We start from the raw sequence: 13,010 nt of genomic DNA, 5'->3' as shown, positions 1-13,010 counted from the left end.
ATGTGTTTAACTTTTTGATTTCAGCAAATTGTTTTACTTTCGTCAAGTTTAAATGGATCAATTTCAAAACTATCTTGATATGTCTCTAGGAAGTGGTGGCTATGTATGGATACCAAGGGAAAATTTTGAGGGTAAATTTGACAACCGGAAAGATTAGTGAGGAAAAGATTGATGAGGAGTTTGCAAAGAAATGGCTTGGGACAAGGGGATTTGGCATACACTTCCTCTTAAAGGAAATTGACCCAAAAGTTGAACCCTTCAGCCCGGAGAATAAGCTTATATTTGCTACGGGGCCTTTAACAGGAACTACTGCCCCAACAGGCGGAAGGTATATGGTAATAACCAAGAGCCCACTGACGGGTTATATTGCTATGGCAAACTCAGGTGGCTTTTTTGGCGCAGAACTCAAGTTTGCCGGATGGGATGCAATAATATTCGAAGGTAAAGCAGAACATCCTGTTTACCTCTACATAAACGATGACCAAGTCGAGCTGAGAGATGCATCTCACATATGGGGTAAGGTCGTCAGCGAGACTGAAAAGATCCTCACAGAGGAAGTTGGAGACAAGAAAGTGCAGATTGCATCAATTGGTCCTGCGGGTGAGAATTTAGTACGGTTTGCTGCGGTGATGAACAACGGCCACAGGGCTGCAGGAAGAGGTGGCGTTGGTGCTGTAATGGGATCAAAGAATCTAAAAGCTGTGGTCGTTAGGGGCCACAAGAAAGTGGAGATAGCGGATAGGGCTAAGTTCATGAGCGTTGTAAAGGAGAAGATTGAGAAGCTTAAGAACGACCCAGTTGCTGGTGGAGGATTACCAAAATACGGAACAGCTGTTCTTGTGAACATTATAAACCAAAACGGCCTCTATCCAACGAGGAACTTCCAAGACAGCCAGTTTGAGTATGCCGAGGAGCAGAGCGGTGAGGCTTTAGCCTCAAAGTACCTAGTTAAAAACAAACCATGCTTTGCGTGCCCAATAGGATGTGGAAGGGTAACGAGGCACCCTGCCGTTGGTGTAACTGAAGGACCAGAGTATGAGAGTACATGGGCTCTCGGTGCACACCTCGGCATAAACGATTTGGCGAGCATAGTTATAGCGAATCACCTGTGTGATGAATACGGCCTTGACACTATATCGACGGGTGGAACATTGGCAACGGCTATGGAGCTCTATGAGAAGGGTTTAATTAAGCCGGAGGAGTTGGGAGACGCCCCACCGCTGAGGTTTGGCAACACCGAAGTTCTCCACTACTACATTGAGAAGCTGACCTTTAGAGAAGGCTTTGGAGATAAGCTCGCTGAGGGAGGCTACCGCTTAGCGGAGATGCATAACGGCGTTGAGTACTTCATGGGGGTTAAAAAACAGGAGCTGCCGGCTTATGACCCGAGGGGTGCAGAGGGTCATGGTCTTGGTTATGCCACAAACAACAGAGGAGGATGCCACATAAAGAATTATATGATAAGTCCGGAGATTTTAGGCTACCCCTACAAGATGGATCCCCACGATATAAGTGACGACAAAGTGAAGATGCTCATAGTGTTCCAAGACCTAACAGCGGTAATAGATGCTGCAGGTCTGTGTGTATTTACTACATTTGGTCTCGGTGCGGATGACTACAGAGATATGCTAAATGCTGCCCTTGGATGGGACTTAACAACTGAGGAATACCTTAAGATTGGAGAAAGGATATGGAATGCTGAGAGGCTCTTTAACCTCAAAGCAGGCTTAGAACCACTCAAAGAGGACAGCTTACCAAAGCGTCTGGTTGGAGAGCCTGTGAAGGACGGGCCAAACAAGGGACATGTTGTAAGGCTCAAAGAGATGCTACCGAGGTACTACTCTCTCAGAGGATGGGCAGGAGACGGAAAGATACCCGAGGAGAAGATTAAGGAGCTCGGCTTAGAGGAGTACGTTTAAATACCTTTTCTTCTAAATTTTTAATTTAAGGTGATCTATGATGGTGAGAGTTAAGTTCTTCGCAACCTTAAGAAGTATCGCAGGAAAGAGAGAAGTTGAAATAAAGGGGGTTAAAACGGTTGGAGAGCTTTTAGAAAAGCTGTATGCGGAATTTGGTGAAGAGTTTAAAAATGAAATTGAGGAAAGGAGGATGATACTCGTAAACGGTAAAAATATCGACCACTTAAATGGACTAGATACTGAACTTTCTGATGGGGACATTGTTAGCATATTTCCCCCTGCGGGAGGCGGTTGAATGTTTCATGAGTTCTATATTGATAATGTTAAGGTTTTAATTCCTGCAGAGCTGGATTTGAAGTACCTCTACATAGAGGTTACAAATAGATGTAATCTTAGATGTGAAATGTGCTTTAAGCAGTATTGGGAAGATGAAGAAGGGGATATGGATTATGCTCTCTTTCTGAAGATTTTAGATGATGCTGAGAAATTTCCAGACTTAAGGCTTATTTATTTTGGTGGGGTTGGTGAGCCCACCGTTCACCCAAAATTTATGGATATGGTGCGCGAAGTTAAAAAGCGCGGTTATGCTGTTGGGATTTCAACGAATGGCTTTCTCTTAACGGATGAGAGAATTAAAGAGCTTGTGGAGCTTGGAGTAGATTTGGTTTACATATCTCTCGATACTCTACCAGTCCAGCCAACAAAACTCGGACACGTAATGCCGAGTGTTACCGTTGATAGGTTGAAAAAGCTTATGAGGGCGAAAAAAGAGAAAAAAAGCGAAATACCCCATGTTGGTGTTGAGGTTGTGGTAACAAAGGAAAACTACATGCAGATGGTGGAGATAGCGGAATATTTGTCTCAGTTTGACATAAACTCTCTCCTTTTTTCTAATATAATTCCTGTCAATGAAGAGCACTCAAAGCTCATAGTTTACGATGGGAGTGTTAATTTGGAGCCGTACATAAATCAGATGCATGCGAGGGGATACAAAGGATTTCTCTTGAAGTTGCCTGAATTTGAGCTTAGGACAGAGAGGCATTGTGATTTCATAGAGAAAAAAGTTGCAGTGGTTAGATGGGATGGAGAAGTTGCTCCATGCTACCGCTTTTTGCACAACTATCCAGAATATATCTTTGGGAGAGAAAAGAAAGTGATGGCCTATTCCTTTGGTAATGTCAGAGACAAGTCTCTAATGGAAATCTGGACTAGCAGGGAATATTCTTGGTTCAGGTTTTTGGTTAAAAACGCTATCTATCCCTCATGTACTGATTGCTCTCTCGTGGATTCGTGTAGCTTTGCACAGGACACACAGTCAGATTGCTGGTCAAATTCTCCAAGCTGTGGAGATTGTCTTTGGGCTAGGCGCATAGTTCTCTGCCCCGTACCAATGGAGATGAATGGAAAGTTTTGGTAACAAAGTACATTGAAGGATAAATTTATATAATACAGTGCCAAAACATACACAGGTGAAGAGCATGAGAAAAGCTGCATTATTCATAGTGTTTTTATTTCTCGCATCGGCCGTTTCCTTAGTCTTAGCAGATACTCAAATAGACAAGAGCAAAGTGCACTTTTACATGTATGGCACAAAAACATGCCCTCACTGTAAAAAGATGAAAGAGGAAATTCCAAAGCAGTTTGGAGAACAAAGCTTAACTTACTATGAACTCATTGATAATGAGGAAAACGGGGCACTTTTTTCAGAAGTATACCAGCTCACGGGCATAAGCGGTGTTCCCGCTATTGGGATAGCTTATGATAACAAGCTTTACGCCATTATTGAAGGAGAGTTCAACGTTTCCGCCACAACAGAAATAATAAAAACCGCTCAAGAAAACAATGGTCTCATTCTTTTCGTTGGAGGAAAAGCGTACATACTTAAAAATGAAACCCATATAGAGATGCTCGAAAAACTCTTCATAGAGCATAAATCTGCTTTGAACGAGACTCAAACTTCTTCAACGCAATCTCCATCAAAAGAGGGAATCTGCGGCCCGGGATTGATATTTGCCTTTGCTTTAGTTCCCCTTCTCTTTAAGAGAAGGCGCTAACTTTTTGTTTTTCACTTTTGGTTCTGGAAAACTAAAAAAGAACTTTTGCATATTTGTTGGTAGGGGAGGAGTATGAAAGAAGATGTAAAAGCGCTGGCTACTATTATTTTGCTCTCTTTTGGACTAACTGTTGGAGTATTGAGCTTGCTAGGTTTAAAGTCGATGGTCGTTCCCCTCTTGGCGCTTGCAGTTTCTGACTCCGTAAATCCATGCACCTTCGTGATTTACACGATGCTCCTCATAGCTCTCTCTTTGAAAGAGAACATAACAAAGAAGAGAATCTACGCTGTTGGTTTAGCGTTTGTGAGTGCAATCTATGCATCTTACTATCTCCTAGGTTTGGGTTTAGTTGCCTTTACATCAAAAATACCGACTTGGATAGCTGGAGCTGTTGCCATTTTATTTGGGGCATACACTTTTGTCACGGGTTATATGGAAAAGTCAAGGGTAGTTGGCAAAAAAGAGGTTAGGAGGAGCATATTCCGCCAGGATGCCACTGTTTTAGGGGCCCTAACATTGGGGGTTATAGTCTCGTTTACCCTCCTCCCATGCTCTGCAGGGAGCTATTTAATCTACGCAATACTCATATCAAAGATTGGGAAGGCTTTCACGTATACCCTCCTCGCTTTGTACAACATAATCTTCGTGCTCCCCCTCTTGGTAATCCTGTTTGCTGTGGGGAGCATAAGTGAGAGCAAATCACTCTCCCAGAAAATTGTAAGGCACTCAAGGGAGCTCTCAATGGCCGCTGGGATAATGCTCATTGCCCTCGGCATATACGTGCTCTGGGCATACTAAAAACTCAAATTGAAGAGAGCACTTCGCAGAGGGCGTTAATCAAAAGCTCTGCGCTTTTCTTTATTTCCTCGCTCATTTCTACAAAGAGGCCTGTCTGCTTCGGCTGGCAGCCTATTAGCGTAAACTTTGCATCTAAGTTCTGCTTTAGATAGCCAACCAAAAGCTTCAGCGGCATCTTGTGCGTTGAGTAAGCTTCTCCTAGTGTCCCTTCCGGGTCAGCTATGACAATCTCACCCGGTTTTCCTTCGAAGTGCACGGCATCTATAAAAATCACATGAGTGGGATTTTCTCTTATTATTCTTCCAGTATAACTTTCGGGCATTTCACCGCAGTTTAGAACAGTTACTTTTGGGTTTTTAATCCTCTTTTTGAGCTCTTCAGCGATATAGACTCCTAGAGCGTCGTCCCCTCTCATGTCGTTCCCAATACCGCAGATGAGCACCTTTTTAGCTCCTTGAAGAAATTCCTCGAGTTCATGCATGACACTCACCTGTTTCAATATAAAAGGAGAAAATATCAAAGCTTTTCTGCAACTTCCCTAATCTTCTCAGCAAACTCGCTCTTCAAGAGCTCCTCTACGTCCCCGATCTTTGTGTCTAGGTTTCTGTAGAGAGGGATTCCCGCAAGATAGGGGATGTCAAACTCTTCTGCCAGCTTTTTGATATCTTCCTCATCGTCAAGCTTGAGGTTCTCAATGATGCCTATGGTCTTGAGCTTTTGCTCCTTTAGGAGTGTTAAAAGCTTTCTAACGACGTTCACTGCCAATTTAGATGGTGTTGCTACAACTAAGAACTCGCCGCGCTTGAGGAACCTAAGAACATCTAAGAATTGGTCGCCCATTCCGGGGGGCATATCAATCACGAGAAAGTCCAAATCTTCCCATCTCGTTATTGCAAGGAGTTCTATCAAGGCATCGCTTATTTCCATGCCTCTCAAAGGATTTGGCCTGTCCTCAGAGTAAAAGACTATGCTCATGAACTTTACTCCATTGACGTCCTTTGGAAGAACACCGTGCTCTTCCTCTGGAAACTCTTCAATCTCAGCGCCCAAAATCACGTGATCGCTCGCTCCATGGAAGTCTAAATCGAGGAGTCCAACTTTGTAGCCCTTCTTAGCTAGTATCAAAGCTAAAGTTGTGGAGACCATTGATTTTCCTACGCCACCTTTGCCGCTTACCACAGGGATAATGCGCCCAACTTTCTCCAGCCGTCCTTCAATAGCTTTTATTCTTGGATCAATCATTCTTCCTCCCCCTCAACCTTTATTGCAGCTAGATAAACGCCTCTTCCCTTAGTTACCTCGAAGTCTCTGCTTCCACACTCTGGACAGGCTAGGAATGCGTGCACAACTTCTGGAATGAAGTGTATGTCTTCCTTTATGCGCTCATCAAAGCTCTTCTTCACTTCCTTAAGCTTCCAAACGTTTCCACAATCGCGGCATTTGAACTCAGCATCTTCCATAACGAATTCAATCTCCGCATCCTCTGCAATAGTTCCCTTCTTAATCTCGTCTATTGCGAACTTGAGGATCTCAGGATCAACATCTTGGAGTTCCCCAAGGACGATTCTAAGCCCTAAAACTTTATCCTTCCCATTCTGCTGGGCAAATTCTATTGCTGTCCTCACGATACCATCAGCTAAAGCCCACTCATGCATTTTTCATCCCTCAAATAGGTGTTGTGGTCATTGCTTATAAATTGTGGTGTTTTCAACGTTTGGTTGAAGGTTATTTGGAGTTGGTAAATACTCTCTCCTAGCTGTTTAGGATTTCTCAATGTTGCTGTCTAAGATATGGTGAACAAAAAAATCCAGGGATGCAAGTTAGTGCTCAAGAAACGTTAAATACTTGGAGGAATTAAAGAAAAAAGTGGTGATAATATGGGCGACATTGAAAGAGCCCTCCAAACCTTTCATTCAATGAGAGTTAGCGCTATAATGCCCCCAATATTTTCGATGCCAATTGTCGCGGAAGACTCGCCTATTGTTGATGTTTTAAAGCTCTTAAAAACGAGGCATCACGTCTGGGTTGTCAATAATAAGGATGAGATGAGGCTTGAAGGTCTCATAAGGTATATGGACGTCATGAACGTTCTCCTTCCGCCCGAGCACACAAAGGCGAGGCTTGGCAACATAAGCTCTCTTTTCAAGTCTATACTCGGTGGGGCGGAGAAGGCCTCCGACGTCATGGAGCGCAATGTTTTGGTGATAGAAGAAGATGCGACCGTTTTGGACGCTCTCAAGAAGATGAAGCGCTATAAAGTCCAGATTTTGGCAATAGTTGATGAGAACGGCAGGCTTGTGGGTGAAGTAAGCCTTAGAATGCTCATCGACGAGTTCCTTAGACTAATGAAGCTGGGTGGTGCGCAATGGACGCAACATGGATCCTCCTCACGATCGGAGTCGCACTAATCGCGGGAAAGATAGGCGACCACTTGATGGAGCGCTTTGAGCTCCCAGGTGTTTTAGGCGAGATACTCATGGGTATGCTCCTTGGGAACTTGATTTACTTTGGCTTAATAAGCCCTGAGTACTTGACGCTTCACTCCAATGAGACTTTCGAGTTTTTAGCGAAGCTTGGAATAATCTTTCTTCTCTTCTTGGGCGGCCTTGATACTGAGGTCGAGATGCTAAAGAGGACAGGAAAAGTAGCCACGGTTTCTACGCTCATGGGCGTTTTCGTGCCTCTTCTCATGGGCTGGCTTGGGCTCAGACTGATGGGATATCCATCAAGGGAAGCTTTTGCAGGAGGAATTCTCCTCACGGCGACAAGCATTGGCATAACCGTTAGGGTAATGATGGACTTGGGTGTTTTGAGGAGCGAAGTTGGAGCGGCTTCGCTAAGCGCGAGTGTTATGGATGACTTCCTTGGCATTGCTTTGATAATCTTTGCCGTTGGGACTGGGAGTGTTTTAGGATTGATAAGCAAGATGGCCGTTTTCTTCATAATAACTGGCTTAGTTGCTTGGTACAGCATTGAAAAGTACGTTAAGTTTGCGGAGTGGCTCCATGTTGAGAGAGGAGTTTTGGGAATGGTCCTTGCACTAATGTTCCTGTTCTCAGCTTTGGCCCAGCACTGGTTTGATGCGGCAATCGAAGGTGCTTTTATGGCAGGATTAGTTCTCTCAAAGCTCCCTGAGGGTAAAAAGCTCTTGGAAGACATTAAAGCTATTGCCTACGGTCTTGTGGTGCCGATATTCTTTGTCTACACCGGTGCGATGCTCGACCTGAGGGTCTTTGCAAGTGGAGATGCCCTATCCCTCGCGGCTGTCTTAACCACGATAGCAGTCATAGGAAAAGTGCTTGGAAGGGGAGCAGGGGCAGTGATAATGGGATGGGACATCAAAAAGGCCCTTCAAATGGGAATCGGCTCAATTCCAAGGACTGAGGTAGCTTTGGTTGATTTAATGGTGGCCATTCATGGAGGTGCAATTCCCCAAAGCGATGCCCAAAAGTTCGTCGCTGCCACGCTGATATTCATAACAGTCTCTGTCCTTATCACGCCGCCTCTCTTGAAGTGGGTCTTTAGGGAAGATGTTGAGGCAATGAAGAAGGGCAAAGTTGAGGCAAGGAAGAGCACGATAGAGGAAACGAAGAAGAAGATTGCAAAAGTTAAGAAGGGAAAGGAATCCAAAAAGAGCTAAATGCCTAAATAGCCCTTTACTTTTCTTTCGAACTCTCCTGGATGAGGCACTCCAATAAACTCCACCTTGTTGTTGATTAAAATCGTCGGCACGCCCATTATGTTGTGCTCCATTGCTTTTCTCTGGCCTTCTGGTGTGGCAACGCTCAACTCTCTAACCTCAACCCCCTGATACCTCCTCCCAATCTCTTGAGCCATTTGAAGTGCTATTGGACAGTAGGGACATGTTGGAGAGGTCAGGACTTCAATGATTACCTTAGGCTTGGGCTTTTCTATACCATTCATTCGCTTCATGAGCTCAAGCATCTTTTTTCTCCTAATCATCTCAAGCTCGTCCATGGTCTCACCCGAAATATGGTTCATGTGAAAAGGGTTTAAAAAGAAATTTATGAAAGAATTTTCATCAAAAATAGAAAAATCAAGCAAATTCAATCTCTAAATCAACATCGAGGCCTTCAAAAGATTCTCTTATCTGTTCCTCAAATACTTCAGCCTCTGGATCATCTTTTGGAACGTTGAGCATTATCTTAACTTTCTTACCCTCAATCTCACATCCTTTGTATTTGTGGCCGTGGAGAACGCTTTCTCCGGTGAGGGGATCGATGACTGCTGCAAGAATCAATTTAACGAAGCGCTCATCAATTTCTCTTCTTCCCTGAATGACGTCCCACTTTGCCAAAGCCTGCTTAAGCCCTTCAGCAGCTAAAACAGCACAGTGGTGCTTTATTTGGGGCAATCCACCAAGTTCCGCTACAATGTCTTTAAACTTGATTTTCTTTGCGTCATCAATGCTCTTCCCTATTATCATTTCCGTGAGAACTGAAGCTGTTGCTATGTTTGCGGCACATCCATAGCTCCTAAACTTAGCATCCACTATCTTTTCATCCTCAATCTTGAGGTAGAGCTTTATCATGTCCCCACATGCTGGACTTCCAGCTTTAGCAGTAACGCTTGGGTTTTCAATTTCTCCAACGTTCTTTGGGTGCAAAAAGTATTGTAAGACCTTTCTTGAGTAGCCTATTCTCTTTTTCTCGTCCCAGTTTTTAGCGTCAAATCTTTCCATTTACCTCACCTTCCTGACAACAATTTTCCAAACTCCTTCCTTCTCATCAATCTCAAGAATCTCCTGCCCAGTCTCTTCAGCCGCTAGGGCTATCTCACCCTTGCTGAGCTCATGCGTCCCAACAATCTCAATAATCTCGCCAGTAGGAGCTTTTCTCAAAGCCTTTCTAAACTCATTGAGAGGAATTGGACAGTCCTTTCCAACGACGTCAATTTTTATCATTTCCTACCACCGTAGATGCTTATTTTCCTCAGCTTCTCAACAACGTCCTTCAAAATCTCATAAGCTGTGACTATCTCTTCCTCCGTTGTCCACTTGCTTAGGCTAAGCCTCACTGAACCGTGGGCATCTTCAAAAGAGCCTCCTATTCCCCTAATCACATGGCTTGGGAGCAAATCTTGTGAATAGCATGCAGAGCCCGTTGAGAACACCAAGCCCCTCATGTCGCAGTGGAGTAAAACACTCTCACCTTCCACATAGTTAAATGAGACGTTTACATTGTTTGGAAGTCTCATATCTCCTTTCGGCCCGTTTAACTTTGTGTCTGGGATGCTTAAGAGGAGGTCAATGAGCTTATCCCTAAGCTTTGCCATTCTTTTAGCATCTTCATAGTTTATGAGCTCAACAGCCTTTCCAAAGCCCACTATAGAAGGAACGTTTATCATTCCTGGTCTTATACCCCTTTCTCTCAAGTCTCCATCTAAAATGGGCTTGAGTTTAACTCCCTTCCTTATATAGAGTGCAGCGACACCTTTAGGTCCGTGGATTAAATGGGAGGATATGCTCATTAAATCAACATTAAGCTTTTGCACATCGATTTTGATCTTTCCAAATGCGTGATTGGCATCCAAGTAAAGAAGAGCTCCGTTTTCGTGAACGACTTCTGAGATTGCTCTAATATTTTGAATCGTCCCGATTTCAAAGTTTCCTAAGTGGGTCGCAAATAGGACTGCGCCATCTAAGCTGCTCTGAAGCTCTTCAATATTGATAAACCCTTTTCTATCAACACCCACTTCATAAGTTTTAAAGCCCCATTCCTTTAAGCGATTCACTGTGTTTAGGATGGCCTTCCTCTCGATTTTGCTCGCCAAAACTTTGCCCTTTCCCCTAGCCCACGCTACGCCTTTTATTGCTAAATTGTCCGCCTCAGTCTCATCGGAGACAAACACGATTTCCTCTGGTGAAGCGTTTATTTCTTTTGCGATCTTCTCTCTTGCTTCTTCAACGGCTTCTCTTGCATCTTCATCAAAAATATGTCCGAACTCTCCTCCGGGAGTACCGTATTTTTCTTCTAAATACTCAATCATTACCTTAATAACTTCGGGATCGGGTTTAGTTGTGTTTGCATTATCTAGATAGATGACCATTTTTTCACCCCTGAACTACTTATCTTATGTGCATTTTTAACTATTTCTGGACATATATGTGTACTTAGATGATTACCTGAAGGTATCTATGCATATGTTGCATTCTGCTGGATTAAGTTCAGGATCGATTTTTGCGTGGAGGGAGCATAGATATCCTTTTCCGAGCATTTCTAGGGCAATTTTAACTATCTCAGCGTGAATTTTGTACTCATTAGGCTTTTCTTTAATTATCCACTCTGCTGAGTTTCTAAGCTCCCTATCTATGTCCTCAAACTTTTCTACATCTATTAGCGCTCCCCTGTTCATTCTTAAGTACCTCGAAACAGCGGATTGAGTTATGTGCAAAAGCTCCGCTACTTGGACTTGAGTTAAGTTGTGCTCTTTATAAAGAATTTCAACTAGGCGCCTTCTCAATGATGGGTAAACATATTTGGCAGCAACTTCAAAGGCATTAGTCTTCATAGTCCCGCTTATGACATGTGGCATATATAAGGGTTTCGGAATTTGAAAATTGGTAACTTCACTAGACATTAATGAAGACTATCCTTTGCATTATTCATGAAAACATGCATGATTTTCATGCTATGACACTAGTCATAAACATTTAAACAATTGCTTTCCGTATTCTCTCAATTTTAATAATTAATTGGGTTTTTTGTTTCAATATTTGGAAAAAATTGTTACTTAATATTAAATTTGCTTCCATAAATTTTCTCTTTTCGGTTAAACAACCGCAAACCTTTTATGAAAGGAAATTCATAGATTAGACTGCATAATATGACGCATGTCATAAAATTGGAGGTGGTTGGAAATGACAATAAAAATGCCTGAAAATGTGGAAATGCTCTGCAATCAGTGTTCAATGAGCTTAGTCGGAGGATGTACAGTTCAAGGAGTATGTGGAAAAGATCCAGATTTAAACTCCCTCCAAGAGGCTTTATTGTATGGGATCAAGGGAACAGCTGCGTACTATCACCATGCCCTCGAAGTGGGCTACGACAACCCAGAAATCGGGCACTTTTTAGCTGAAGCTTTATACTCAACACTCACCAACGTTAACTTCGATAAGAACAGATTTTTGGAGTTAATCCTTGAAAATGGTAGGATTCATCTCGAAGCTATGAAGCTCTTAGATAAGGCGTATGTGGAAACATTTGGAAGACCAGAGCCAACAGGGGTTTCAACAGGAACTGAAGAAGGACATGGTGTTTTAGTGACGGGACACAGCTACAAAGCTCTCTATGAGCTTTTAAAGCAAACTGAGGGAACGGACATAAAAGTCTATACTCACGCAGAGATGTTCCCAGCTCATGCATATCCAGAGTTCAAGAAGTTCGATCACTTGGTGGCGAATTGGGGCGGGAGCTGGCTTCACCAAAAGAAAGAGTTTGCGGAGTTCCCAGGCGTTATTTTGGGCACAAGCAACTGTGTTCAGCAGCCAACAAAGGCTTATGCGGATAGAATTTTCACATCTGGAATAGCTGGTCTTGAGGGTGTTCCACACATCAGGGATTATAACTTTGAACCTTTGATAAAGAGGGCTTTAGAAACCCCAAGGATGGAAAAGCGCGAGGGAGAAAAGCTCCTTACAGGCTTCCACCACACCAACATCTTAGCGATGAAGGACAAGCTTATCGAGCTAATCCAAGAGGGCAAGATAAGGCATATATTTGTCGTTGGTGGATGTGATACGCCTCACAAGGGAATGGGCTACTACGAAAAGCTTACTGCAATGATTCCGGAGGATGCTATAATCCTCAGTGCTGCTTGTGGAAAGTTCCGCTACAACGCGAGAGACTACGGCACAATCGAAGGCATCCCAAGATTCCTCGACTTCGGTCAGTGCAACAACGTTTACTCAATAATTGAAATTGCTGTCGCTTTGGCGAACGAGCTTGGAACAGATGTGAACTCACTTCCAGTCTCAATAGTCCTCTCATGGATGGAGCAAAAAGCAATTGGAATACTCTACACGCTCCTCTACCTCGGAGTTAAGGGCATCTACATAGGTCCAAGACCTCCAGAGTTCCTAACTCCGGGAGTCTTCGAAATTTTGAGGAAGCAGTTTGACTTAAGGCTAACGACAGACCCAGAGAAGGATCTCAGAGACATGCTTAACAAAGGAGTTAAAATAGAAGAGGGCTCAAACTTGGCAGAAGAGCTCGATTGA

16 protein-coding genes are annotated in these 13,010 nt (G+C 43.4%); 8 read left to right on the top strand and 8 right to left on the bottom strand.

From position 1 onward, the window contains the following. Nucleotides 1-101 precede the first annotated feature (101 nt). The 5 genes from PAP_RS08845 (at nucleotide 102) to PAP_RS08825 (ending at nucleotide 4,771) form a co-directional block, all read left to right on the top strand. Nucleotides 102-1,919, top strand: a complete 1,818-nt coding sequence (locus tag PAP_RS08845; protein WP_048165662.1) for an aldehyde ferredoxin oxidoreductase family protein — start codon at nucleotides 102-104, stop codon at nucleotides 1,917-1,919. 40 nt (nucleotides 1,920-1,959) lie between these two features. Continuing rightward, a complete protein-coding gene (locus tag PAP_RS08840; RefSeq protein WP_201769531.1) occupies nucleotides 1,960-2,214 on the top strand; it encodes a ubiquitin-like small modifier protein 1 in 255 nt (84 codons plus the stop codon). After that, the gene (locus PAP_RS08835) at nucleotides 2,215-3,336 is read left to right on the top strand and encodes a tungsten cofactor oxidoreductase radical SAM maturase (protein WP_048165661.1); all 1,122 of its coding nucleotides are present in this window, start codon (nucleotides 2,215-2,217) and stop codon (nucleotides 3,334-3,336) included. It abuts the gene before it with no gap. A 61-nt stretch (nucleotides 3,337-3,397) separates the two neighbouring features. Then, nucleotides 3,398-3,973: a glutaredoxin domain-containing protein gene (locus PAP_RS08830; RefSeq protein WP_048165660.1), complete on the top strand. Its 576-nt coding sequence runs from the start codon at nucleotides 3,398-3,400 to the stop codon at nucleotides 3,971-3,973. 72 nt (nucleotides 3,974-4,045) lie between these two features. After that, a complete protein-coding gene (locus tag PAP_RS08825; RefSeq protein ID WP_048165659.1) occupies nucleotides 4,046-4,771 on the top strand; it encodes a cytochrome c biogenesis CcdA family protein in 726 nt (241 codons plus the stop codon). Between the two features lie 4 nt (nucleotides 4,772-4,775). On the opposite strand, the gene PAP_RS08820 is transcribed toward PAP_RS08825, so the two are convergent. Genes PAP_RS08820 through hypA form a run of 3 tightly spaced genes read right to left on the bottom strand, consistent with a single transcriptional unit; the run spans nucleotide 4,776 to nucleotide 6,426 of the window. Then, nucleotides 4,776-5,252, bottom strand: a complete 477-nt coding sequence (locus tag PAP_RS08820; RefSeq protein ID WP_048165658.1) for a hydrogenase 3 maturation endopeptidase HyCI — start codon at nucleotides 5,250-5,252, stop codon at nucleotides 4,776-4,778. 35 nt (nucleotides 5,253-5,287) lie between these two features. After that, nucleotides 5,288-6,013: an Mrp/NBP35 family ATP-binding protein gene (locus PAP_RS08815; RefSeq protein WP_048165657.1), complete on the bottom strand. Its 726-nt coding sequence runs from the start codon at nucleotides 6,011-6,013 to the stop codon at nucleotides 5,288-5,290. Beyond that, complete coding sequence (gene hypA, locus PAP_RS08810; RefSeq protein ID WP_048165656.1) at nucleotides 6,010-6,426, bottom strand: hydrogenase nickel incorporation protein HypA; 417 nt, start codon at nucleotides 6,424-6,426, stop codon at nucleotides 6,010-6,012. The genes PAP_RS08815 and hypA overlap by 4 nt, the downstream gene beginning before the upstream one ends. 222 nt (nucleotides 6,427-6,648) lie before the next feature. Here hypA and PAP_RS08805 point away from each other — a divergent pair, with 222 nt between their 5' ends. Both PAP_RS08805 and PAP_RS08800 read left to right on the top strand, forming a co-directional pair. Continuing rightward, nucleotides 6,649-7,179 (top strand): CBS domain-containing protein, encoded by a 531-nt coding sequence (locus tag PAP_RS08805; RefSeq protein WP_048165655.1) that lies wholly within the window; start codon nucleotides 6,649-6,651, stop codon nucleotides 7,177-7,179. Then, a complete protein-coding gene (locus PAP_RS08800) occupies nucleotides 7,137-8,411 on the top strand; it encodes a cation:proton antiporter (RefSeq protein WP_048165654.1) in 1,275 nt (424 codons plus the stop codon). Before PAP_RS08805 ends, PAP_RS08800 begins: the two co-directional genes overlap by 43 nt. Here PAP_RS08800 and PAP_RS08795 read toward each other — a convergent pair. The 5 genes from PAP_RS08795 to PAP_RS08775 form a co-directional block, all read right to left on the bottom strand. Then, the gene (locus PAP_RS08795) at nucleotides 8,408-8,749 is read right to left on the bottom strand and encodes a thioredoxin family protein (protein WP_048165653.1); all 342 of its coding nucleotides are present in this window, start codon (nucleotides 8,747-8,749) and stop codon (nucleotides 8,408-8,410) included. The two genes, PAP_RS08800 and PAP_RS08795, sit on opposite strands and share 4 nt — an antisense overlap. A 79-nt stretch (nucleotides 8,750-8,828) precedes the next feature. Next, complete coding sequence (locus PAP_RS08790; protein ID WP_052649134.1) at nucleotides 8,829-9,473, bottom strand: iron-sulfur cluster assembly scaffold protein; 645 nt, start codon at nucleotides 9,471-9,473, stop codon at nucleotides 8,829-8,831. After that, nucleotides 9,474-9,695, bottom strand: a complete 222-nt coding sequence (locus PAP_RS08785; protein WP_048165652.1) for a sulfurtransferase TusA family protein — start codon at nucleotides 9,693-9,695, stop codon at nucleotides 9,474-9,476. Continuing rightward, nucleotides 9,692-10,840, bottom strand: a complete 1,149-nt coding sequence (locus PAP_RS08780; protein ID WP_048165651.1) for a cysteine desulfurase family protein — start codon at nucleotides 10,838-10,840, stop codon at nucleotides 9,692-9,694. Before PAP_RS08780 ends, PAP_RS08785 begins: the two co-directional genes overlap by 4 nt. Nucleotides 10,841-10,912: 72 nt before the next feature. After that, nucleotides 10,913-11,302 carry a transcriptional regulator gene (locus PAP_RS08775; protein WP_048165650.1) on the bottom strand — a complete coding sequence of 130 codons (390 nt, stop codon included), beginning with the start codon at nucleotides 11,300-11,302 and terminating at the stop codon, nucleotides 10,913-10,915. A gap of 349 nt (nucleotides 11,303-11,651) precedes the next feature. Between PAP_RS08775 and hcp the strand changes: the two genes are divergently transcribed. Continuing rightward, nucleotides 11,652-13,010: a hydroxylamine reductase gene (gene hcp / locus PAP_RS08770; protein ID WP_048165649.1), complete on the top strand. Its 1,359-nt coding sequence runs from the start codon at nucleotides 11,652-11,654 to the stop codon at nucleotides 13,008-13,010.

Source organism: Palaeococcus pacificus DY20341, assembly GCF_000725425.1.
Classification (GTDB): domain Archaea; phylum Methanobacteriota_B; class Thermococci; order Thermococcales; family Thermococcaceae; genus Palaeococcus; species Palaeococcus pacificus.
This window is presented reverse-complemented; position numbering and strand designations above follow the sequence as displayed.